The organism is Pseudomonas sp. FP2294, from assembly GCF_030687625.1.
Lineage (GTDB): Bacteria > Pseudomonadota > Gammaproteobacteria > Pseudomonadales > Pseudomonadaceae > Aquipseudomonas > Aquipseudomonas shahriarae.
In genome coordinates this window covers 300,936-324,268 of record NZ_CP117441.1, presented here as the reverse complement: position 1 = coordinate 324,268, position 23,333 = coordinate 300,936, and the positions used below count along the sequence as shown (strand labels likewise).

Below are 23,333 nucleotides of genomic sequence, written 5' to 3'. Positions count from 1 at the left end.
TCCAGTGACGTTTAGCGGACGACGATTCCGCGTGCTGCCATGTAGGCCTTTGCCTCAGGCACGGTGTATTCGCCAAAGTGGAAAATACTCGCCGCCAGCACCGCGCTGGCGTGGCCTTCGATAACGCCGTCGGCCAGGTGTTGCAGGTTGCCCACACCACCGGACGCAATCACTGGAATGCCCAGTGCGTCACTGATGGCGCGGGTCACGCCCAGGTCAAAGCCGTTTTTCATGCCGTCCTGATCCATGCTGGTCAGCAGGATTTCACCGGCGCCGAGGCCTTCCATCTTCATCGCCCACTCCACCGCATCCAGGCCGGTCGGCTTGCGCCCGCCGTGGGTGAAGATCTCCCAGCGCGGGGTTTCACCCGGGCCGGAGACTTTCTTGGCGTCGATGGCGACGACGATGCATTGCGAACCGAAGTGCTGTGCGGCTTCGCCGACAAACTCCGGGTTGAACACCGCGGCCGTGTTGATCGAGACCTTGTCCGCACCCGCGTTAAGCAGGTTGCGGATATCCTGCACGGTGCGTACGCCACCGCCCACGGTCAGCGGGATAAACACCTGGCTGGCCATGCGCTCGACGGTATGCAGCGTGGTATCGCGGCCGTCGACGCTGGCGGTGATGTCGAGAAAGGTAATCTCGTCGGCACCCTGCTCATCGTAGCGACGGGCGATTTCCACCGGGTCGCCGGCGTCACGGATGTTCTCGAACTTGACGCCCTTGACCACCCGACCGTTGTCGACGTCCAGGCAAGGGATGATGCGTTTGGCCAGCGCCATGGTCAGTCCTCAGCCTTTGTAGGCATCGCAGTAAGCCTGGGCTTCGGCGACGTCCAGGGTGCCTTCGTAGATCGCCCGGCCGGTGATGGCGCCGATGATCCCCGGCGCCTTGGCGTCCAGCAGCGACTTGATATCGCCCAGGTTGTGGATACCGCCGGAAGCGATCACCGGGATTTTGGTGGCGGCCGCCAGCGCAGCGGTAAACGGTACGTTGCAGCCCTGCATCATGCCGTCTTTGGCGATGTCGGTATAAACGATAGCGGACACGCCGTCGGCCTCGAACTGCTTGGCCAGGTCGATCACCTGCACGGTGCTGATTTGCGCCCAGCCGTCTGTAGCGACGAAACCATCCTTGGCGTCCAGGCCCACGATGACCTTGCCCGGAAACGCGCGGCAGGCTTCGGCGACGAAGGCCGGGTCTTTCACCGCCTTGGTGCCGATGATCACGTAGCTCACGCCCGCCTTGACGTAGTGCTCGATGGTTTCCAGGGAGCGGATACCGCCACCGATCTGGATCGGCAGGTTCGGGTAGCGCTTGGCGATGGCCGTCACCACTTCGCCATTGACCGGCTGGCCTTCAAAGGCGCCGTTCAAGTCCACCAGATGCAGGCGACGGCAGCCGCCCTCCACCCACTTGGCAGCCATGCTCACCGGGTCATCGGAAAACACTGTGGAATCTTCCATGCGGCCCTGGCGCAGACGTACACAAGCGCCGTCCTTGAGATCGATAGCGGGGATAATCAGCATCTGGCAAACCTTATTCGATATTCAGCATTGCTCGGAAAATCAGGGTTTTTCGAGCGCCCACAAGTCGCTTTCGATGCTTTCGAACCTTTCTTTAAGGTGCGTCTGCACATCGAAAATCGCCCTGTTGTAATAGTGCGGAGCAATTTCAGTGGTGAACAGCTCGAGGATCTCAGCCACCTCGAACGACCCGAGACGGAGCTCGAAGCGATCTTCCATGAAACGCTTGATCTTGTCGGTCGCCTCACTCTCCTGCTGGGGAGTGAGATTGAGGATCGGTGGCTTGATCTTCTTGGCCATTACCAGCGCCCGTCCCAACTGGCGAAGTTCTGCAACAGTTGCAGGCCATGGGTATGGCTTTTCTCCGGGTGGAACTGCACGGCAAAGCGCGAACCTTCGGCCAGCGCTGCGGCGAAATCGACGCCGTAGTGCCCGCCACCCACCACCTGGCGCGGGTTACCGGCGGCGATGTAGTAGCTGTGGACGAAGTAGAAACGCGCCATGTCCGGGATGTCATGCCACAGCGGGTGGTCGACGGTGCGGCGCACTTCGTTCCAGCCCATGTGCGGGACTTTCAGATGCTCGCCGTCTTCGTGCAGATCCTTGCCGAAAAACTTCACCGCGCCTGGGAACAGGCCGATGCAGTCGACGCCGCCGTTCTCTTCACTGCGGTCGAGCAAGGCTTGCATGCCCACGCAGATCCCGAGGAACGGCCGGTCCTGGCTGACTTCGCGCACCAGGCTGTCAAAGCCCAGGCGGCGGATTTCGGCCATGCAGTCGCGAATCGCGCCCACACCGGGGAACACCACACGGTCGGCTTCGCGGATCACCTGCGCATCGCTGGTGATCAGCACCTTGCCGGCACCGACGTGCTCGAGGGCCTTGGCCACCGAATGCAGGTTACCCATGCCGTAGTCGATAACCGCGACCGTCTGCATTACAGAACGCCCTTGGTCGACGGCATTTGCCCGGCCATGCGGTCATCGAGCTCCACGGCCATGCGCAGGGCGCGGCCGAAAGCCTTGAACACGGTTTCGATCTGGTGGTGGGTGTTGGTGCCACGCAGGTTGTCGATGTGCAGGCTGACCAGAGCGTGGTTGACGAAGCCCTGGAAGAATTCCTGGAACAGGTCCACGTCAAAGCCACCCACCGTGGCGCGGGTGTAAGGCACGTGCATCTGCAGGCCTGGGCGGCCCGAGAAGTCGATGACCACACGCGACAGCGCCTCGTCCAGCGGGACATAGGCATGGCCGTAACGGCGGATGCCCTTTTTGTCGCCGATGGCCTTGGCAAACGCCTGGCCGAGGGTGATACCGACATCCTCCACGGTGTGGTGGTCGTCGATATGCAGGTCACCCTTGCTGACGATATCCAGGTCGATCAGCCCATGACGGGCGATTTGATCCAGCATGTGCTCAAGAAAAGGAACACCGATATCAAATCGGGCCTTTCCGGTGCCATCCAGGTTGATCGAGGCTTTGATCTGGGTTTCCAGAGTGTCGCGCTCGACGGACGCCTTACGTTCGGCCATCACCAGCTCCGCAAAATCATTGGGCGAAAAAGGTGGCCATTATAGGGGCTGCGGGCGCTAAACAGAAACATCGAAGGGGATAAGACTGACGGCCTGTCGGGCATAGACATGTCAGTACAAGTGCGGGAGCTGGCGTGTGTGGGAGCTGGCTTGCCTGCGATGCAGACGCCTGCGTACTACAGATACACCGAGCAGGTTCTATCGCGGGCAAGCCCGGCTCCCACAGGAACCGGGCCCACACGGGTTATGCGGTGTTAGTGGAACAGCACTGCAGTCTTCTGCAAGGTCACCCACACGCCCCACGCCAGCGGAATACCCACCACCAGCCACGCAGCAATCGCCAATGGCACGGTGCCGGAAGCGGCTTTCCACTCCAGGGAAGTGCTGGCATCGGCGCCCTTGTCATGGCCCAGCGCCTGTTCGGCGGCCAGTTCGGCGTCGGTCATGAAGTACTTGTCGGCCACCGGACGCACCAGCAGGTTGCAGATAAAGCCCAGCACCAGCAGGCCGGCGAGGATGTACAAGGTGATGTCATAGGCCGCAGCGCGCTCGACGCCAATGCTCAGCTGATACTCACGCAGGTAGTTGACCAGCACCGGGCCCAGCACGCCGGCTGCCGCCCAGGCAGTCAGCAGGCGACCGTGGATCGCACCGACCATTTGCGTACCGAACAGGTCCGCCAGGTAGGCCGGCACGGTCGCGAAGCCGCCGCCGTACATCGACAGGATGATGCAGAACGCCGCCACGAACAGCGAGACGTTGCCCAGGTGGCCGAGGTTCGGGATCAGCGCATACAGGGCAAAGCCCAGGGCGAAGAACACGAAGTAGGTGTTTTTACGGCCCAGGTAGTCAGAAAACGACGCCCAGAAGAACCGCCCACCAATGTTGAACAGGCTCAACAACCCGGTGAAACCGGCAGCGATGGCTGCGATGGAGGCCAGTTGCCCGGCATCCAGTTGGCCAAATGGCACATCCACACCCAGCAACTTGCCACCAAACACTTCCTGCAACAGCGGCGACGCCATGCCGAGAATGCCGATACCGGCCGATACGTTCAGGCACAGCACCAGCCACACCAGGCGAAATTGCGGGGTTTTCCAGGCCACGTTCACGTGCACGTGGCGATGGGTAATCATCGCGTTGCTGGCTTTTTTCGCCGGCGCGGTCCAGCCCTCAGGCTTCCAGCCGGTCGGCGGGACGCGGTAGGACAAGGCGCCGCCGATCATGAACACGAAGTAGATCGCGGCCATCACCAAGAAGCTCTGCCATACGCCCACGCCAGTCGGCGAAGCGAAGTGGCCCATCAGTGCCGCTGCCAGGGGGGCGCCGACCATCGCACCACCACCAAAGCCCATGATCGCCATGCCGGTGGCCATGCCGCGCTTGTCCGGGAACCACTTGATCAGGGTCGAGACCGGCGAGATATAGCCCAGGCCCAGGCCGATACCGCCGATGACCCCGGAGCCGAGCCACATCAGCCAGATCTGGTGGGTATAGATCCCCAGCGCCGAGATCAGCAGGCCACCACACCAGCACAGTGCCGAGACCACACCGGCCTTGCGCGGCCCGGCGTGTTCCAGCCAGCCGCCCCAGATCGCTGCCGAGCAGCCCAGGAAGATGAAGAACAGGGTGTAGATCCAGCCCAGCATGGAGATCGGCCAGTCGCAGGACGACGAGAAGATCTGCGCGATAAAGCTCATGTCCGGCGCGCACGCGACCGGTGCGGTGACGCCCAGCGCCTTGGACAGTGGCAGCCAGAACACCGAAAAGCCGTAGGCCATGCCGATGCACAAGTGGATAGCCAGGGCGGCCGGCGGAACCAGCCAGCGGTTAAACCCTGGCTTGGCGATGATGCGTTCCTTGGACAGGAACGCAGGCTGCGCAGCAGGAATGCCGGCCGCAGTGCTAGTGTTCATTGGTGTTTCCCCCAGTTGTTGGTCTGTGTTCGCCAGGCGCTCTCCTCCTCGGCCTTTGCACGCAATGCGTGGCCGTTTTGTCGAGTGAAGCTCCCTGTAAGCGCGACGTTTCGTCGCAGAAGGCGGGCGAACGCGCAAAGACTAGCATTTGGCGCCGCGAGAAAAACCAAACTGACACTACCTTTTTCGGCTCATCTGTTTTGTTTGACACTATGTAACGATGCGTAAACAGCCGCAGGTCCAGCGGCGTTATACTCTGCGGCTAAATTTTGAAATCGACATACAAGGACTCGCCCATGAAAGCGTTCGGCAAAATCCTGGGTCTGGTACTTCTCGGGCTGTTGCTGATCATTGTGGCTCTGGGCTTTGCCCTGACCCACCTCTTCGATCCCAACGACTACAAAGACGAGATTCGCCAGATTGCCCGCGACAAGGCCCACATCGAGCTGACGCTCAATGGCGATATCGGCTGGAGCCTGTTCCCGTGGCTGGGCCTGGAGTTGCATGAAGCCAGCGTGGCCACCCTGAGCAATCCTGCCCAGCCGTTTGCCGATCTGCAGATGCTCGGCCTGTCGGTACGGGTACTGCCGCTGCTGCGTCGTGAAGTGCAGATGAGCGATGTGCGCGTCGAGGGCCTGAACCTGCGCCTCAACCGCGACAAGCAAGGCCACGGCAACTGGGAAGATATCGGCAAGGCACCACCCGTTGCAGCCACCGGCACAGCCGAGGCACCCGTGACGACTGCGCCAACCACGGCGCCAGCGCCGGACAAACCGGCTCAGCCGATCCGCCTGGATATCGACAGCCTGACGGTCAACAACGCCCGCATCGAGTACAACGACGAGCAGACCGGCAAGCAATTCAGCGCCGAGAGCATTCAGTTGAGCACCGGTGCCGTGCATGAAGGCGCGAGCATCCCGGTCAAACTCACTGCCTTCTTCGGCAGCAACCAGCCAGTGATGCGGGTCAAGAGCGAACTCAGCGGCGAACTGCGTTTTGATCGCGCCCTCAAGCGCTATCAGTTCGAAGACATGAAAGTCGCAGGCGAAGCCACCGGCGAGCCGCTGCAAGGCAAGACCGTGACCTTTGCCACCCAGGGCCAGTTGCTGGTGGACCTGTCGGCGAACATTGCCGAGTGGACCGGCCTCAAGCTGTCGCTCAACCAACTGCGGGCACTGGGCGAAGTAAAGGTCAACGACCTGGATAAAACCCCACAGATCAGCGGCGCCCTGTCGATTGCCCAGTTTGACCTGGCCAAGTTCCTCGACAGCGTCGGCCAGCCCCTGCCGGCCATGGCCCCAGGGAGCCTGAGCAAGGTCGAACTGGTCAGCCGCCTGCAAGGCACGCCGTCGAGCATGGCCCTGGAAGACCTCAACCTGAAAGTCGACAGCAGCACCTTTACCGGGCGCCTGGCGGTGGAGGACTTTGCCAAGCAATCCCTGCGCGTGCAGCTCAAGGGCGACACGTTCAATGCCGACCATTACCTGCCCGCCAAGTCCGAAGCCGCCAACAGCGCCGCCGTCGCACGCCAGGCCGAAGTGCAAAGCAGCGAAGCCGGGGCCATGGCCGCCGGTGGCACCACACCGTTGCCGGACGCGCCGACCAAAGGCGCCTGGAGCACCGACAAGCTGCTGCCCCTGGCGCGCCTGCGCAGCCTGGACGTGATTGCCGACCTGTCCTTCGGCCAACTGACCCTGAGCCAGTTGCCCATCGAGAATGCAGCCCTCAAGGCCTCCGGCCAGGGTGGCCAGTTCAAGCTCGACACCTTGAGCGGTGGCCTCTATAACGGCACGTTCCAGGCCAACGGCAGCCTCGATGCACGGGAAGATGTGCCGGTGCTGGCGCTGCAGACCAAAATCAAGCAAGTACCGGTCGAGCGCATCCTGCAAGCCCAGGGGCAAACCCCGCCGGTCAAGGGCCAGATCACCCTCGACAGCAACCTGAACGGGCGTGGCAACAGCCAGAAAGCGCTGATCGACAGCCTCAACGGCACCGCCAGCTTCGTCATCAACAATGGCGTGCTGCTCAATGCCAACCTTGAGCAACAGCTGTGCACGGGTATCGCCCTGCTCAACCGCAAGACCTTGGCCACCACACCGCGCAGCAAGGACACACCGTTCCAGGAACTCAAGGGCAACCTGACCTTCCGTAACGGCGTGGCGAGCAACCCGGACCTGAAAGTGCGCATCCCCGGCCTGACCGTCAACGGCAATGGCGACGTGGACCTGCGTGTACTGGGCATGGACTACCGCGTGGGCATCATCGTCGAGGGCGACAAGCGCGACATGCCGGACCCGGCCTGCCAGGTCGGCTCGAACTTCCAGGGTATCGAAGTGCCGCTGCGCTGCCGTGGCCCGCTGGAACTGGGCGCCAAAGCCTGCCGCCTGGACAAGGACGGCCTGGGCCAGGTGGCCGCCAAGATGGCGGGCAACAAGCTCAGCGAGAAACTTGAAGAGAAGCTCGACAAGGTCAACCCCAAGCTCAAAGACGCCCTCAAAGGTTTGTTCAACCGATGAGAAACGAGCAATTTTCAGCGGCCGTGCTCGACTGGTACGACCGCCACGGTCGCCATGACTTGCCCTGGCAACAGGGCATCACCCCGTATCGGGTGTGGGTCTCGGAAATCATGCTGCAACAGACCCAGGTCAGCACCGTGCTCAATTACTTCGACCGTTTCATGGCTTCGCTGCCAACGGTCGAGGCCCTGGCGGCCGCGCCGGAAGATGAAGTGCTGCACCTGTGGACCGGGCTGGGCTACTACACCCGGGCGCGCAACCTGCAGAAGACTGCCAAGATCGTGGTGGCCGAATACGGCGGCGAGTTTCCCCGCGATGTAGAGAAACTCACCGAACTGCCGGGCATCGGCCTGTCCACCGCCGGTGCCATCGCCAGCCTGAGCATGGGCCTGCGCGCACCGATCCTCGACGGTAACGTCAAGCGCGTGCTGGCACGTTTTACTGCCCAGGAGGGCTATCCGGGCGAGCCCAAGGTGGCCAAGCAGCTGTGGGCCACTGCCGAGCGCTTTACCCCCCACGACCGCGTCAATGCCTACACCCAGGCCATGATGGACATGGGCGCCACCCTCTGCACCCGCAGCAAGCCCAGTTGCCTGCTGTGCCCCCTGGAAAAGGGCTGCGAGGCGCACATGCTGGGCCTGGAAACCCGCTACCCGATCCCCAAGCCGCGCAAGACCATCCCGCAAAAGCGCACGCTGATGCCGATGCTGGCCAACCAGGAGGGCGCGATCCTGCTTTACCGTCGCCCCTCTACGGGCCTTTGGGGCGGGCTGTGGAGCTTGCCGGAGCTGGACGACCTGAACGACCTGGAACACCTGGCCAACCAGCACTCACTGGCGCTGGGCAAGCATCAGGCGCTACCTGGACTGGTCCACACCTTCAGCCACTTCCAGCTGGCTATCGAACCCTGGCTGGTGCAGGTCGAGGAATCGGCCCATCACGTGGCCGAGGCCGACTGGCTCTGGTATAACCTCGCCACCCCGCCGCGCCTGGGCCTTGCCGCCCCGGTGAAAAAACTGCTGAAGCGCGCGGCCGACGTATTGAACGCAGGAGTTTCGTCATGACCCGCACCATCATCTGCCGCAAGTATCACGAAGAACTACCAGCCCTGGAGCGTGCCCCATTCCCGGGCGCCAAGGGCCAGGACATTTTCGACCACGTCTCCGCCAAGGCCTGGGCCGACTGGCAGAAGCACCAGACCCTGCTGATCAACGAAAAGCGCCTGAACATGATGAACGCCGAAGACCGCAAATATCTGCAGGGCGAGATGGACAAGTACTTTTCCGGCGAGGATTACGCCAAGGCCGACGGCTACGTGCCGCCTGCTCAATAATTGAGCAAAAACCGGGGTTGGCACGTAAGCGACGGTAATAATTAAATATTTTTTGAAAACTTGCTTGACGACCCCCTGAAAAACCAGTTTAATGCGCCCCGTTGCCCAGATAGCTCAGTCGGTAGAGCAGGGGATTGAAAATCCCCGTGTCGGCGGTTCGATTCCGTCTCTGGGCACCACTTATTAGTTTCAGGTGGTGCAAAAATCATCTGAAACACCCAAGAAACCCGCCTAGTGCGGGTTTTTTGTTGCCTGCGATTTAGTACGCCAGCGCCCCTCTGGTTACTTTTAGGTTAACGCCAAGCCTTGCTGGCACCTGATGTGTTATTTATTTCCATGCTCAACCGTCTAGCCTTAATCCAATCTTCAACAAGGTAGTTACGTCATGACCCGGTACTTGTTATGCACGCTGTTAATGCTGACAGCGCTGCTCAGCGGATGCGCTACTACGATGGACGTCGCGATCAACGCAACCCCTGACCCGGACTATCACTTTGACCGACAGGCGACGGTGCTGGTGACGTCGGTCGGCGGCAATGCCGAGAACGCGCTCAATGCCCGCTACTACCTGCGCGATATGGTCAGCGCCATGAAGGACCAGGGGTTTCGCGAGGTGTATACCGACGTGTCCCTGCCCAAGAACCGCACGCCGAAAATCACGATCACCCTCGACATCGACAGTCACCAGGTGACCTACCGCTATACCGCCACCGAGTATGGGCAGGTGCCAACCAGCACCTCCACCGTGTGCAAGAACAGCAAGAAAAAAAGCGACCAGATGATCTGCACCAGCACGCCGAACACCACCTATGGCCCGGTAGGCAGCTCGGAGCGCACCGGCTACACCACCCTCACCACCTTCACCGCCACGGCCCGGGATGAAGCGAGCAAACGCGCGGTGTACCTGCTGCGGGTAACGTCCTACAACGAGGACTGCCAGGCCGCCAAGGTCGAAGCCTTCCTGGTGCAGCAGGGCCTGCAGAACCTGAACTTCCAGGATCGCGTGCAGCGCAACTACACCGTCACGATGCCCGAGGGGTATCGCTGCAAATAGTTCGTCGCCCCCTTCCAGGTAGTTCAGGACGAATGTCACTTCGCAGCCCTGCCTGACTGCCAGCCTTGATTGCCCCTCACCGCTCAGGGCGACCCCACCCGGTCGCCCGCATCAAACACCCCCGCCAAAAAGCCAGGCTCGACTGAAGCTCATGGTTGCTAATAGCAATTATTATCATTTAAGCTGGCGCGCAAAATCCCCCCTGCACCACTAACAATAATCAAGGAGCTGCGATGCCCTCTGCACGCGAGTCAGGTTCATGGTTGAAGGCGTTTGGCCTTGCCCCCTTCGGATTCGCTTCGATGCTTGTCCCGGTCGCAGACGCGGCCGAGAAAACAGGCCAGCTCGAACTGCCCAGCCAAAGTATTACGGCAACTGCCTCAGAAGAAACGGCCGACGGCCCGGTCAAAGGCTACGTCGCCAAGCGCAGTACAACGGGGGCCAAGACCGACACCCCCATCACCGAGATCCCCCAGTCGATTTCCGTCATCAGCGCCGACCGCATGCGCGATCAGGGCGCGCTGACCGTGCAAGACGCATTGCGATATGTTTCCGGGGTGCGGGCCGAAACCTTCGGGCTCGATAGCCGCGGAGACTGGTCGAAAGTGCGAGGCAGCTCGCCGACCCTGTTCCTTGATGGTTTACAGCAGAGCTTCGGCACTTACACCAACGCGCGCACCGACCCCTTCACCCTGGAACGCCTTGAAGTGCTCAAGGGCCCCGCGTCGATGCTGTATGGGCAAAGCCCGGTGGGCGGCCTGATCAACCAGGTCAGCAAACGCCCCAAAGCCGAACAGCACACCGAACTGCAACTGCAATACGGCAATTACAACCGCAAGCAGGTCGCCGTCGACACCACCGGCGCTCTGAACCCGCAAGGCACGCTGCTGTACCGGCTGGTGGCGATCCAGCGCGACAGCGACACCCAGGTTGATCATGTCAAAGACAACCGCCAGGTGCTGATGCCATCGCTGACCTGGCGCCCCAACGAAGATATCGACTGGACCGTCATGGCCAACATCCAGCGCGATGACAGCGGCTCCACCACGCAGTTCTTCCCACACAAAGGTACCGTCTGGAATGCGCCATATGGCCGGATCCACAGCAACCGGTTCGCCAGCGAGCCAGGGTTCGACGAATACGACAGTGACCAGACAGCCCTGACGTCGCAATTCTCGTGGCACCTGAACGACACATGGACGCTGCGCCAGAACCTGCGCTGGCAGAAAAGCAAAGTCAGCTACCAGTCGATTTATGCGAAATTCGCAAGAAACCCACCGTTTAACGCCGATAACCAGACCCTCGACCGTGTCTATTACGTTTCCAAGCCAGAGGTCAAAGTCTGGGTTGCCGACCAAAACGCCGAGGCCCGATTTGACACCGGCCCGCTACAGCACACGCTGCTGCTGGGGGGCGACTACCAGCATGCGGTCTCCAACCGGGAAGGTGCCAGCGGTAACGCAACACCACTGAACGTGTACGAACCGGTGTATGGCACCTTTGATCCCTCGGTCATTCGCCTCACCGCAGACCCGGAACAACGGGTCATGCAACAAGGGCTGTATGCCCAGGACCAGATCAAATACGAACAGTGGCTGCTGACCCTCGGCCTGCGCAAGGATTGGGCCGCCAGCCAAACCCAAGGCAGCGCCCGGCAAAAGGACGACAAGGTGACCGGCCGCGCAGGCCTGACCTACCTGTTCGACAACGGCATAGCGCCCTACTTGAGCTACAGCGAATCATTCCAGCCCCAAATCGGCCTCAACCGGCGAACGCTGGAGCCCTACGTACCGCTCAAGGGCAAACAGTGGGAGCTGGGGGTGAAATATCAGCCGGTTGGCAGCAACAGTCTCTACACCGCAGCGGTGTATGACATTCGCGAGCAGAACCGCCGCATGCCCGACCCCCTGGATGCGATGAATACCCTGCAAAGTGGTGAAACCCGCGCCCGTGGCCTGGAGCTCGAAGCGCTGGTGACGGTCACGCCCGACTGGGACCTGATTGGCACCTACAGCTACACCGACACCACCGTCATCAAGGGCGCGCCCGCCGAGCAAGGCAAACGCCTGTCCAGCGTTCCCGAGAACATGGCCTCGGTATGGAGCCAACATCGGTTCAGCATCGGCGACATTTCCGGGTTCAGTGTCGGTGCCGGCATTCGCTATGTGGGAACCAGCTGGGATGGCGCCGACCGCCTGAAAACGCCGTCTTCTACCCTGGTGGATGCGATGCTCGGGTACCGCTACCAGAACTGGAACCTGACGCTCAACGCGACCAACCTTGAAGACAAGACCTACTACACCACATGCCTGGCGCGAGGCGACTGCTTTATCGGCAACCGTCGTACGCTCGTCGGTACGCTGGCCTACAACTTTTGATTGAGTTGTAAATCCACGGCGGCGGCTGATCATGGCACCCGGAACACCAGCAACGGGTTGTCATTAAGCCGCCCATTGAAAGCCGGTACCAGATGCTGCAGCGGCGTGCCCTGCAGCAGTTCGGTTTCCTTGCGCGCGACAATCACCCAGGACGAGCGCGGCAGTGCGTTCAGGCGCGCAAGGTCATCGCGCCCGATAAACAGCGGCTGCTCGTCATGATCCAGGTTCATGATGTAGCGAATGGCCCAGGTGTCCTTGCCAAGGTTGAGAAACACCAGCGGCCCGGGGTGCTCGGCCCGCAGGGTTTCCACCGCACCCACAAAGTTTTTGGTGTCGAACTGCAGATCCTTGGCCGGCTCCACGACCGTCACCAGCACCAGCCATTGGGTGGCCAGCGCGATCAGGCTGAGCACCACCAGTCGCGCCCCCACACGGCTGCGCCAGCGACGCCAGGCCACCACCGCCGCCAACTGCAGGGCGATCAGCAGCGCAATCAACCCCGGTACTGAAACATCAGGCCAGTAACCATGTTTGCTCCACAACTGGCGGCAGACCAAGACCACGACAACCCCCAGCAGCGGCAGGATCGCCACCAGCCACGCATAACCCCGACGCACCCCAAGCAACCAACCCCGGGCCTGAAGCAGCCCATAAGCCGCCACCGCGGCAAACATCGGGACCATCGGCAGGATGTAGTAGGCACGCTTGAAGTTCGGCACCGACAACCCCAGCAGGATCATCAGGCCACAGCCGCCCAGGCGCAGCATCAGGCGCACGTCGGCATCAGCGTTGCGCGCCGACCAGGTGTGGCGCAGGGCAATCAACGTCGCCAGCGCCAGCGGGATCACCGGGAAATAGCGATACAGGCTCAGCTTGAAGTAGAAGTAGAACGGCTCGCCGCTTTCATCCAGGCGACCGGCCACCTGCATCTTCATCACCTCGTCGGCAAAAGCATCCCCCCCGCTGATCCGCGCCAGCTTCAGCAACACCCACCAACAGGAAAAGAGCAGGACCAGGCCGATCACGCCGTGGGCAAGCACCTTTTTCAGCAAGCCAATCTTCTCTTCCCGCGTGCGGGCAGGCCCCAGCGCCCAGTACACGCAAGCAACCCCACAGACCTCGATCAAGCCCAAAGGGCCACGCATGGCAAACGCCGCCACGAACAAGGGAAATATTGCGTATTGGCGCAGCCGCGAGCCCAGGCGCTCGCCGGTGTGCAGCAAGTAGAAACAGCCCAGGCACAGCAGGGAGACCATCTGATCCAGGCAGACTGAGCGCGACTTCTCCAGCCATTGCGCGGTCAATGCCGTCAGCACCACCGTCAGCAACGCCCAGGTCCGGCCGCAGGGCACCAGCAAGCGGTAGATCAGGGCCACGACCCCAGCCGACGCCAGAGCGGTGGGCAACACGTTAGCCAGGTCGTTAGGCGCACCGAACAGCCGGGCAAAGAGCAGGCTGAAATAGGTCGCCGTGCCCGGATAATCCGGGTAAGGCTCACCGTAGGTGGTGGGGAAGAGGCTCGCGCCGTGGCGAAACATCTCCTGCATAAACACCGCCCAACGCCCGTCAAACCCTTGCGGCGACTGATCCCAGATGCCCAGGGTAAATAACAACAAGGCCACCAGGAAAACACCCAGGGCCTCCACACGAAAACGGTTGCGGTGTTCCATGGTTTAACCTGCCAGGGCGGGGGAGATGCTGGCGTATATTGCCGGCAGCACGGCTGAATCACGCCTGAACCGAATACAACATTTACCTGTACACACCTGTGGCGAGCGGGCTTGCCCGCGCTGGGCTGCAGGGCTGTCCCATTTTTGGGGCCACTGCGCGACCCAACGCGGGCAAGCCCGCTCGCCACAACCGCCTTTTTTACGGGATTGGCTGGCAGGTATTGCGCGCCTTTGGCTGGCGATTTTGTTAGTGTCAGCCTCCAATAAGAACTGCGCACGGGTCTTCAACCCCCATCGAAAGCGCATGGATCGAGGCCAGTGATGAACCTGCCCAGCCGCCCGCACCCCGAGACATTCCGCGAGCCCGCCGCCGACCACTACCCCATTGGCGGCTTCACCTGGCGCCATATCCGCAGCGATATCGAACGCCCAGTGGTGATCATCAACGCCGCCACCTCAGTGCGCTGCCGCCACTATTCGCGCTTTGCCGAGTACCTGTTTGCCAAGGGTTTCGATGTCATCACCTACGACTATCGCGGCATCGGCGAGTCGCGCAGTGGCTCGTTGCGTGGGTTCAAGGCCTCGTGGTCAGACTGGGGCCGGCTGGATTTCGAGGCCATCCTGCGACGGGCGCAACGCGAGTTTGCCGGGCAGCCCATTGATGTAGTCGGCCACAGCTTTGGCGGCTGCGCGGCCGGGCTTGGGGCGTCGGGCGCCGCGATCAGGCGCCTGGTGACGGTGGGCGCGCAGTTCGCCTACTGGCGTGACTATCAAGCGAGCGGGCGCTGGCGGATGTTTGCCAAGTGGCACCTGGTAATGCCGCTGGTGACTGCTGTATGCGGGTATTTCCCGGGCAAGCGCCTGGGCTGGCTGGAAGACACGCCCGCCGGCGTGGTGCGCGACTGGAGCACGCCCACCCCCACCTACGAGACACGCCCCAGCGGGCGGGCCTTGGACGAGCTGCCCTTTACCCGGGTGCAGGCACAGATCCTGGCGATCAGCATCAGCGACGACCCGTTTGGCACCGTGCCCGCCATTGAGCGTCTGCTGAATTACTTCCAGGCCAGCGAGCGCACGCATTTGCGTATCGCGCCGGGGGATATTGGCGAAGAGGTCGTCGGGCATTTCGCGTTTTTCCGCAGTGAATATCAGGATCGGTTTTGGCCGATTGCACTGGCGTGGCTGCAGCACGGCCAACTGGCGCCCGACACACCGGGCACCCGGCTGTAGAAACCCTTGGGATTTCGCCAGACCTGCGCTTCAATACGCCACCCAGATCCTGAACCAAGGACGTGAGCCCATGGCTTCGCCAGACAAGCAGCAAAAACGTGCCCAACGGGCAAAAGCCAAGGCCAAGCAGAACCGCACCCAGCGCGCCAATGCGCCGAAGCCGGATGCGTTTGCCGGTGATGACGAGCGCATTGACCTTGAGTCGGTGGACTTGACCGAACTGTTCGTGGAAATGCGCGCGGCCGGCGAGACCAGCCAGCAGGCGCTGTGTGCGGCATTCCTGGCGCACCCGTTGCTGGCGCTGGTGCTGGAGCAGGAAGGCGAAGAAAACGCCACGGACTTTATCCTGGCGGCGCTGATCGAGTATCGGCAGTGGTCCACCGACAGCGATGATGAAGCGGCGGCGTTGGCCTGGATTGAATCGCCACAGTTCCAGGCGGACTACGTGGCGGCATCCCAGGCGCTGACCAGCGCGCAGGATTGATACAAAACCAATGTGGGAGCCGGGCAAGCCCCAATGCCGATCAGTTAAGCGAACGCAATGCTCAACGTAGTGAAGATCAAATGTGGGAGCGGGCTTGTCGGATCGCCGCATCGCCGCGAAGACGTCGGCCCAGCCAACATTGATGTTGACTGACCCACCGCTTTCGCGAGCAAGCCCGCTCCCACAGGGGATCTGCGCTTAACTGCCCGGCTCCCACAGTGCTTTGTGGTGCCAGGCAGCAAACATTTCAACTCATCAGTTGAGCACCGCAGCCCCCAACTTCTGGGCCCGGCGCCGGCTCGCCACCAGCAACCCCGCCAATACCACCAGCAGGCTCAACACACCGGTCGCAATAATCTCCACCCGGTGCGCTTCCTGGAACAGCATGATGGTCAACGCGCCGACGATAAACACGATCACCGCATAGGTCAGGCCCGGAAACAGCCACATCTTGAAGGCAATCTTCTCGCCCGCCGCGGTCCGTTTCTGACGCATGCGCAGTTGCGACACGGCAATCACCAGGTACACCAGCAGCGCAATCGCGCCGGAGCTGGCCAGCAGGAATTCAAACACCGCCGCCGGGGCCACGTAGTTGGCGAATACCGCGAGGAACGCCGCGCCGGTAGACAGCATCACCGCCCAGTAAGGCGTGCCGCTCTTGTTGGTGCGTTTGGCCACTGCCGGCGCATCACCACGCCGGCCCAGGGAAAACAGCATGCGCGACGCGGTGTACAGCGCCGAGTTCAAGCAGCTGGTCACGGCGACCAATACCACCAGGTCGACGATCAGCTTGGCATTCGGGATGCCCATGCGTTCCAGCACAGTCTGGTAGGAACCAACGGCTGCCAGGGTCGGATCGTTCCATGGCACCAGGGCCACGACGATGAAGATCGACACCAGGTAGAACAAGCCGATCCGCCAGATCACCGAGTTGGTGGCCTTGGTGATCTGCTGGCCAGGGTTCTTCGACTCTGCGGCCGCGATGGTCACGATCTCGGTGCCCATGAACGAGAACATGGTGGTCAGAATCGCCGCCAGCACCGCGCCCATGCCGTTGGGCAAAAAGCCTTGGGTGTCGAACAGGTGCGAGACGCCGCTGACCTGACTGCCCGGCAGCAAGCCAAAGATCGCCAGTACGCCGAGGATCACAAAACCGATGATCGCCACCACTTTGATCAGGGCAAACCAGAACTCGAACTCGCCATAGTTCTTCACACTGAACAGGTTGGTCGCGGTCAGCAGCAGGGTGATGACCAGGGTGAAGGCCCAGATCGCCACATCAGGGAACCAGGCATGCAGGATGGTTGCGGCGGCGTTGGCTTCCAAGGGAATCACCAGCACCCAGAACCACCAGTACAGCCAGCCGATGGTAAAGCCGGCCCAATGGCCGATGGCCCGGTCGGCGTAGGTGGAAAATGAACCGGTGTCTGGCGAAGCAACGGCCATCTCGGCCAGCATGCGCATCACCAGCACCACCAACGTACCGGCTGCGGCATAGGCCAGCAGCACGGCAGGCCCGGCTGCCGCAATCGCGTGGCCGGAGCCGACAAACAAACCGGCGCCGATCACACCGGCAATCGACAACATGGTGACATGCCGCGGTTTGAGCCCCTGTTCGAGGTCATTGGAGCTTTGCGTACTACTCATTGACACACCTTTGCGAGGAATTGCGTATTCGGTCCACCCGGTTTGCTGCGTCTTCGTGAAAAGAAACAAACGGGGCGTTCTTTATTTTTTACGCAAGATTTGCGCCAAAATGTTACAAAGCCAAGGTTGACGCGGCCTGTAGGACAATCCATCAGCGCTCGCAAGCCATTGAGATTACTGGCAATCCGCCACAGCGTTACCGCTCGACTCACTTCAAGAACGAATGAGTGCACCAAAAACACACACAAAAAGTCAGTGACGCCCAATTAAAGGGCTGATAGGCACCGTTTACCCGTTTAACCCTTCCAACACCCGGCCAAAGCTGGCACCATCGCGCCCTTTTTTACGCGACTGCCACGGGTTTATCGGTTAAAACGGCTGTTCGGTTGTTGATGGCGCGACACGCTACTGTGCCGATGCGACAACCTGTCACACACTGCCTGTTTAACGCCCGTGGCGCTGTTGGCTGTCATCCGAGCGCTATGCTAGCTTGGCGCCACGCTAGGAAGGCGACCCAACAGCAGGAACGCAATGAACACAATGAGGACCGCACATGGCTTTGGCCGCGCCCGCGCTTGAAATCCGCAACTTGCATAAACGCTATGGTGAGCTGGAGGTGCTTAAAGGCATCTCGCTGACCGCTCGCGACGGCGATGTGATCTCGATCCTGGGTTCGTCCGGTTCCGGCAAGTCCACATTCCTGCGCTGCATCAACCTGCTGGAAAACCCGCACCAGGGCCAGATCCTGGTGGCCGGCGAAGAGCTCAAGCTCAAGGCCGCGAAAAACGGCGAGCTGATGGCCGCCGACGGCAAGCAGATCAATCGCCTGCGCAGCGAAATCGGTTTTGTCTTCCAGAATTTCAACCTCTGGCCCCACATGAGCATCCTCGACAACATCATCGAGGCCCCACGCCGCGTGCTCGGCCAGAGCAAGGCCGAAGCCATCGAAGTGGCCGAAGCGCTGCTGGCCAAGGTGGGCATTGGCGACAAACGCCACGCCTACCCGGCGCAATTGTCTGGCGGCCAGCAACAACGCGCGGCCATCGCCCGCACCCTGGCGATGCAACCTAAAGTCATTCTGTTCGATGAGCCCACTTCGGCACTTGACCCGGAAATGGTTCAGGAAGTACTTAATGTGATCCGCGCGCTGGCCGAAGAAGGCCGCACCATGCTGCTGGTCACCCACGAAATGGGCTTTGCCCGCCAAGTGTCCAGCGAAGTGGTGTTCCTCCACCAGGGGCTGGTCGAAGAGCAAGGATCGCCACAGCAGGTGTTTGACAACCCGCTTTCGGCGCGCTGCAAACAATTCATGTCCAGCAACCGCTAACGGAGCAACATGCATGCAGAACTATAAAAAATTCCTCCTGGCCGCCGCCGTTTCCATGGCGTTCAGCGCCACGGCCATGGCCGAGACTTTGAAAATGGGGATCGAGGCGGCTTACCCGCCCTTCAACAATAAAGACGCCAGCGGCAACGTTGTCGGCTTCGACAAAGACATCGGCGACGCCCTGTGCGCCAAGATGAAAGTCGAGAAGTGCGAAGTGTATGTCTCGGACTGGGACGGCATCATCCCGGCCCTGAACGCCAAGAAGTTCGACTTCCTGGTGTCGTCGCTGTCGATCACCGACGAGCGCAAGCAAGCCGTTGATTTCACCGACCCGTACTACTCCAACAAGCTGCAATTCATCGCGGCCAAATCCATCAAAGACTTCAAGACCGACGCCGACTACCTCAAAGGCAAGATCATCGGTGCCCAGCGCGCGACATTGGCCGGTACCTACCTGGAAGACAAACTGCCAGACACCACCGCCAAGCTCTATGACACCCAGGAAAACGCCTACCTCGACCTGACATCCGGCCGCCTGGACGGGATGCTCGCCGACAAGTACGTGCAATACGAGTGGCTCAAGAGCAAAGACGGTTCGGCCTACGAGTTCAAAGGCGATCCGGTTGTAGAAAGCGACAAGATCGGCATCGCCGTGCGCAAAGGCGACCCACTGCGCGAGCGCCTGAACAAGGCCCTGGCGGAAATCAAGGCCGACGGCACCTACAAGAAGATCAACGACAAGTACTTCCCTTTCAGCATCGAATGATCCTGATTGGCCAGTCCGGCGCGCTCGCTTGAGCGCGCCGGCTTTTCGCAAGCCTTGCGCGATATGAAAAAACCATGAATTTCGATCTCTACGGATTCGGCCCCGCACTCGCTGCCGGCGCGCTGATGACCGTCAAACTGGCACTCACGGCGTTATGCCTGGGGCTGGTGCTCGGCCTGGCCGGCGCCTTGGCCAAAACTTCCCCGTACAAGTTCCTGCAATGGCTTGGCGGCGCTTACTCGACCATTGTCCGGGGCATTCCCGAACTGCTGTGGGTCCTGCTGATTTATTTCGGCACGGTCAATATGATGCGTGCCCTCGGGGAGTTCTTCGGCAACCCCGACCTGTCGCTCAGCGCCTTCGCTGCCGGCGTGATTGCCCTGGGCCTGTGCTTTGGCGCCTACGCCACCGAAGTGTTTCGTGGCGCGATCCTGGCGATCCCCAAAGGCCATCGTGAAGCGGGCATCGCCCTGGGCCTGTCGAAGCTGCGTATTTTCACCCGGTTGATCATGCCGCAGATGTGGCGCATCGCCCTGCCGGGCCTGGGCAACCTGTTTATGATTTTGATGAAGGACACCGCGCTGGTCTCGGTGATCGGCCTGGAAGAAATCATGCGCCACGCGCAAATCGGCGTGACCGTTACCAAGCAGCCTTTCACCTTCTTCATGGTCGCGGCCTTCATGTACCTGGGCCTCACCGTGCTGGCCATGGTCGGCATGTACTTCCTGGAAAAACGCGCCGCTCGCGGCTTTGCGAGGAGCACGCAATGAACGGCGACTACAGCTGGCTGTCGCATTTCGACCTGGGCCTGAACTGGGCCGTGATCATCAAGTGGCTGCCACGACTGGCCCAGGGCGCGACCCTGACCCTGGAACTGGTGGCCATCGCGGTCATCGCCGGGCTGCTGCTGGCGATCCCCCTGGGCATCGCCCGTTCTTCGCGCCTGTGGTACGTGCGCACCCTGCCCTACTGCTACATCTTCTTCTTCCGTGGCACACCGTTGCTGGTGCAGCTGTTTTTGGTCTACTACGGCCTGGCGCAGTTCGACGCCGTGCGCGAGAGTGCCCTGTGGCCCTACCTGCGGGACCCGTTCTGGTGCGCCACCGTCACCATGACCCTGCACACCGCCGCTTACATCGCGGAGATCCTGCGCGGCGCGATCCAGGCCATCCCGCCCGGGGAAATCGAAGCGGCGCGGGCGCTGGGCATGTCCAAGCCCAAGGCGCTGTTCTACATCATCCTGCCGCGTGCCGCGCGCATCGGCCTGCCGGCCTACAGCAACGAAGTGATCCTGATGCTCAAGGCCAGCGCCCTGGCCAGTACCGTGACCTTGCTGGAACTGACCGGCATGGCCCGCACCATCATTGCCCGCACCTACCTGCCGGTGGAGATCTTCTTTGCCGCCGGGATGTTCTACCTGCTGATGGCCTATGTGCTGGTGCGCGGCTTCAAGCTGCTGGAACGCTGGTTGCGGGTCGATGCCTGCCAGAGACGCTGACAGCGGGTTGACGGGCGAGCGACTGCTGGCCCGTTTTCTCGCGCTGGATGCGTTCCTCACCGAACATCAAGGGCTGTGGCGACCACGGCCCTTCACCCATCTGCAATTGCCTTGGGAAGCCCAGCATCCAGCGCTGGCCCAATGGCTGCGCCGGCGCTCCCTGGCAGAAGCCGAAAGCAGCCATAACCTGCCCACCGAACTCCAGGCCCCAGCGCCGTTTCCCCAATGGGCGCAGCTGGCCGTCCAGCTCAGTGCTGTGGATAAGTTACCGGCGGGCGCGCTGCATGCGCCGTCGGCGCGCCTGAATGTCGATGTACCGGGGCGTAAATGGCAGCAAATCGAGGCGTTTGGCAGCGCTCTGCAGTTTGCCGAGCGCCCCACCCATTGGCTCGACTGGTGCGCCGGTAAAGGCCACCTCGGCCGGCGGCTGCTGCAACCGGGGCAACACCTGACCTGCCTGGAGTACGACCCGGCGCTGATCGCCGCAGGCCAGGCCCTCAGTGACCATCATCACATGCCCGCCCGCCACCACCCACAAGACGTGATGGCCGAGGACGCGGTGCAACAACTGCGCGGCGAACACACCCCCGTCGCCCTGCACGCCTGTGGCGATCTGCACGTACGCCTGCTGCAATTAGCCAGCGCCGCCGGCTGCAAGCACCTGGCCGTGGCGCCCTGCTGTTACAACCGCATCAGTAGCGAGCAATACCAGGCGCTGTCGGCCCCGGCCCGCGCCTCGGCGCTGCGTTTGTCGCGGGAAGACCTCGGCCTGCCCCTGAGCGAAACCGTCACCGCCGGATTGCGGGTGCGCCTGCAACGCGACACCTCCATGGCCCGGCGCCTGGGTTTCGATCAGTTGCAGCGGCAACTGCGCGGGTGCGATGAGTACCTGCCCACGCCTTCGTTGCCCAGCGAATGGCTGCATCGGTCCTTCGCTGACTACTGCCAGCACCTGGCGGCGCTCAAGGGGTTATCCACAGGCGAGCAGGACTGGGCCGCGCTGGAGCAACATGGCTGGCAACGCCTGGCGCAGGTACGAAACCTAGAGTTGGTGCGTGGGCTGTTTCGCCGCCCGTTGGAAATGTGGCTGGTTCTGGATCGGGCACTGTTTCTTCAAGAGAACGGCTACCAGGCTCAAGTAGGCCGCTTCTGCGAAACAGCGCTGACACCGCGCAACCTGATGGTGCTCGCCGAGCGCGATTAAAGGGCAGGACGCCCTGTGGATAAGTCTGTTGATGAAATTCTGTCGAGTGCCGTAAAGACGGGCGCCACAGGCACAAATGCTGACTGGTCATTATTTGTTCACAAAATAAAACGCACGCAAAACAGGCAGTTGCAGCGTAATGAGAACATCTTCACAAAATGGCTGTTTCAACACTTGTGCAACCAACAAATTGTGCATAAGCATTTGCGCCTAACCGTATAAGACGTGGTTCAGGCCGCGCCTGGAGGGCCATCCAGTAACTGGCACAGCCCATGGATATCGTCACAGGCCAGGCTCGCGGCCTCGTTATCCAGTGGGTCCTCGCCAAAGGCCAGCGCCTCGCTGATCTGCGGGTCACGATGGATCACTTCCACGCCACCTTCCCCAAGACGCTGCCTGAACAGGTCCAGCATATCCAGGCTGAAGGCACTGCCCTCATCCAGTTGGTTGACCAACACCAGGCAACGTGGCGCCAACGGGCGCGCAAGATACGGCGCCAACAATCGCTGCATCTGCTCCAGCGTGCCCAGCGACGCCGCGTCCGCCAGGGCCAGCACCACCACGGTATCGGCGACGTGTAATGCCTGGTGCAGGTAAACATTATTGCCGGCAGGGGTGTCGATGATGACCGTGTCCTGTTCATTCAGGCCCAGGCGAGACAAGTGCTGCGCCAGCCACTCCGGGTCCTGCTTGAGCCAGCGCTGCAGGTCTTCCTGCTGCTGCATATCGGTCTCGCCGAAGACCACCACCTGGCAGCCGCAGAAACCGGGCTGGGCGAGCTGATCCCAAGGTTGATTACACAGGCTGGCACGACCGAGGCCCGGGGTGCCCTGGGGCAGGTCAAAGTGCAGGTACAGGGCGTTTTGCGGATCCAGCTCCAGCACCGTCACCGCCCGCCCGAGACGCTGCAAGCCGCTGCCCAGTGCCGTCGCCAGCGTACTGCGGCCCACCCCACCATTGACCGAGGCCAACACCACCACCCGTGGGCGTTTTGCTGAAGCGTCGATTGGCTGGGGTTGCTCCGCAGGGGAAGGCGCGTCGTCGATGGGGGTGTCTTCGAAGAACTGTAATGTCGCCGTCATCGGGTGATCCTGACGGATAGCATGCGTTGCAAAACCTTCGTCGGCCTGGCTCACAGCCCCTCCTTGTCCCGGCACCGCTTGCAGAGCATGGGCGCACATATTGTTCAGGCAGTCTGGGACAGGTCGGTGGAGGTGTCATTATTTTGGTGTTTTTTATCATGTTCATTTAGA

Annotated in this window: 21 protein-coding genes and 1 tRNA gene; 13 read left to right on the top strand and 9 right to left on the bottom strand. The window is 61.5% G+C overall.

Annotated features, from left to right (window positions below):
* Positions 1-11: 11 nt before the first annotated feature.
* From hisF to PSH73_RS01370, 6 genes are all read right to left on the bottom strand, one after another.
* The gene (hisF, locus tag PSH73_RS01395) at positions 12-782 is read right to left on the bottom strand and encodes an imidazole glycerol phosphate synthase subunit HisF (protein ID WP_003171107.1); all 771 of its coding nucleotides are present in this window, start codon (positions 780-782) and stop codon (positions 12-14) included.
* A gap of 9 nt (positions 783-791) precedes the next feature.
* Entirely contained in the window at positions 792-1,529 is a 738-nt protein-coding gene (gene hisA, locus PSH73_RS01390) for a 1-(5-phosphoribosyl)-5-[(5-phosphoribosylamino)methylideneamino]imidazole-4-carboxamide isomerase (RefSeq protein ID WP_038445290.1), read from the bottom strand.
* A 39-nt stretch (positions 1,530-1,568) separates the two neighbouring features.
* The gene (locus PSH73_RS01385) at positions 1,569-1,826 is read right to left on the bottom strand and encodes a DUF2164 domain-containing protein (protein ID WP_029295898.1); all 258 of its coding nucleotides are present in this window, start codon (positions 1,824-1,826) and stop codon (positions 1,569-1,571) included.
* Positions 1,826-2,464, bottom strand: coding sequence for an imidazole glycerol phosphate synthase subunit HisH (gene hisH, locus PSH73_RS01380; RefSeq protein WP_057437127.1), 639 nt, complete (start codon positions 2,462-2,464; stop codon positions 1,826-1,828). The genes PSH73_RS01385 and hisH overlap by 1 nt, the downstream gene beginning before the upstream one ends.
* Entirely contained in the window at positions 2,464-3,057 is a 594-nt protein-coding gene (hisB, locus tag PSH73_RS01375; RefSeq protein ID WP_003218037.1) for an imidazoleglycerol-phosphate dehydratase HisB, read from the bottom strand. The genes hisH and hisB overlap by 1 nt, the downstream gene beginning before the upstream one ends.
* Positions 3,058-3,311: 254 nt before the next feature.
* Positions 3,312-4,973 (bottom strand): OFA family MFS transporter, encoded by a 1,662-nt coding sequence (locus PSH73_RS01370; RefSeq protein ID WP_057958034.1) that lies wholly within the window; start codon positions 4,971-4,973, stop codon positions 3,312-3,314.
* Between the two features lie 296 nt (positions 4,974-5,269).
* Here PSH73_RS01370 and PSH73_RS01365 point away from each other — a divergent pair, with 296 nt between their 5' ends.
* The 6 genes from PSH73_RS01365 to PSH73_RS01340 all read left to right on the top strand — a co-directional run bounded on the left by PSH73_RS01365 (position 5,270) and on the right by PSH73_RS01340 (position 12,254).
* Positions 5,270-7,489 carry an AsmA family protein gene (locus PSH73_RS01365; RefSeq protein ID WP_305461806.1) on the top strand — a complete coding sequence of 740 codons (2,220 nt, stop codon included), beginning with the start codon at positions 5,270-5,272 and terminating at the stop codon, positions 7,487-7,489.
* Positions 7,486-8,553, top strand: coding sequence for an A/G-specific adenine glycosylase (gene mutY, locus PSH73_RS01360; RefSeq protein ID WP_057958032.1), 1,068 nt, complete (start codon positions 7,486-7,488; stop codon positions 8,551-8,553). The genes PSH73_RS01365 and mutY overlap by 4 nt, the downstream gene beginning before the upstream one ends.
* Positions 8,550-8,822, top strand: a complete 273-nt coding sequence (locus PSH73_RS01355; protein ID WP_038445278.1) for an oxidative damage protection protein — start codon at positions 8,550-8,552, stop codon at positions 8,820-8,822. Before mutY ends, PSH73_RS01355 begins: the two co-directional genes overlap by 4 nt.
* Before the next feature lie 103 nt (positions 8,823-8,925).
* A tRNA-Phe gene (locus PSH73_RS01350) sits at positions 8,926-9,001 on the top strand.
* Positions 9,002-9,207: 206 nt separating this feature from the next.
* Positions 9,208-9,876 (top strand): hypothetical protein, encoded by a 669-nt coding sequence (locus PSH73_RS01345; protein WP_057437122.1) that lies wholly within the window; start codon positions 9,208-9,210, stop codon positions 9,874-9,876.
* Positions 9,877-10,178: 302 nt separating this feature from the next.
* Positions 10,179-12,254, top strand: coding sequence for a TonB-dependent siderophore receptor (locus PSH73_RS01340; protein ID WP_305461804.1), 2,076 nt, complete (start codon positions 10,179-10,181; stop codon positions 12,252-12,254).
* Positions 12,255-12,283: 29 nt separating this feature from the next.
* On the opposite strand, the gene PSH73_RS01335 is transcribed toward PSH73_RS01340, so the two are convergent.
* Complete coding sequence (locus PSH73_RS01335; protein ID WP_198830464.1) at positions 12,284-13,924, bottom strand: glycosyltransferase family 39 protein; 1,641 nt, start codon at positions 13,922-13,924, stop codon at positions 12,284-12,286.
* A 321-nt stretch (positions 13,925-14,245) separates the two neighbouring features.
* Between PSH73_RS01335 and PSH73_RS01330 the strand changes: the two genes are divergently transcribed.
* Positions 14,246-15,154 carry an alpha/beta fold hydrolase gene (locus tag PSH73_RS01330; RefSeq protein ID WP_305461801.1) on the top strand — a complete coding sequence of 303 codons (909 nt, stop codon included), beginning with the start codon at positions 14,246-14,248 and terminating at the stop codon, positions 15,152-15,154.
* A gap of 70 nt (positions 15,155-15,224) precedes the next feature.
* Positions 15,225-15,638, top strand: coding sequence for a hypothetical protein (locus PSH73_RS01325; RefSeq protein WP_128593019.1), 414 nt, complete (start codon positions 15,225-15,227; stop codon positions 15,636-15,638).
* A 255-nt stretch (positions 15,639-15,893) separates the two neighbouring features.
* Here the strand turns inward: PSH73_RS01325 and gabP are convergent, their stop codons facing one another.
* A complete protein-coding gene (gene gabP, locus PSH73_RS01320) occupies positions 15,894-17,285 on the bottom strand; it encodes a GABA permease (protein ID WP_057437117.1) in 1,392 nt (463 codons plus the stop codon).
* Between the two features lie 553 nt (positions 17,286-17,838).
* Between gabP and PSH73_RS01315 the strand changes: the two genes are divergently transcribed.
* The 5 genes from PSH73_RS01315 to PSH73_RS01295 all read left to right on the top strand — a co-directional run bounded on the left by PSH73_RS01315 (position 17,839) and on the right by PSH73_RS01295 (position 22,080).
* A complete protein-coding gene (locus PSH73_RS01315) occupies positions 17,839-18,612 on the top strand; it encodes an ABC transporter ATP-binding protein (RefSeq protein WP_057437115.1) in 774 nt (257 codons plus the stop codon).
* Positions 18,613-18,625: 13 nt separating this feature from the next.
* Positions 18,626-19,378, top strand: coding sequence for an ABC transporter substrate-binding protein (locus tag PSH73_RS01310; RefSeq protein WP_057437113.1), 753 nt, complete (start codon positions 18,626-18,628; stop codon positions 19,376-19,378).
* Between the two features lie 74 nt (positions 19,379-19,452).
* Positions 19,453-20,148, top strand: a complete 696-nt coding sequence (locus PSH73_RS01305; protein ID WP_057437111.1) for an ABC transporter permease — start codon at positions 19,453-19,455, stop codon at positions 20,146-20,148.
* Between the two features lie 38 nt (positions 20,149-20,186).
* Positions 20,187-20,876 (top strand): ABC transporter permease, encoded by a 690-nt coding sequence (locus PSH73_RS01300; protein WP_305462676.1) that lies wholly within the window; start codon positions 20,187-20,189, stop codon positions 20,874-20,876.
* A complete protein-coding gene (locus tag PSH73_RS01295) occupies positions 20,857-22,080 on the top strand; it encodes a methyltransferase (RefSeq protein WP_305461798.1) in 1,224 nt (407 codons plus the stop codon). The genes PSH73_RS01300 and PSH73_RS01295 overlap by 20 nt, the downstream gene beginning before the upstream one ends.
* A 230-nt stretch (positions 22,081-22,310) precedes the next feature.
* Here the strand turns inward: PSH73_RS01295 and bcsQ are convergent, their stop codons facing one another.
* A complete protein-coding gene (bcsQ, locus tag PSH73_RS01290; RefSeq protein ID WP_305461796.1) occupies positions 22,311-23,162 on the bottom strand; it encodes a cellulose biosynthesis protein BcsQ in 852 nt (283 codons plus the stop codon).
* Positions 23,163-23,333 lie beyond the last annotated feature (171 nt).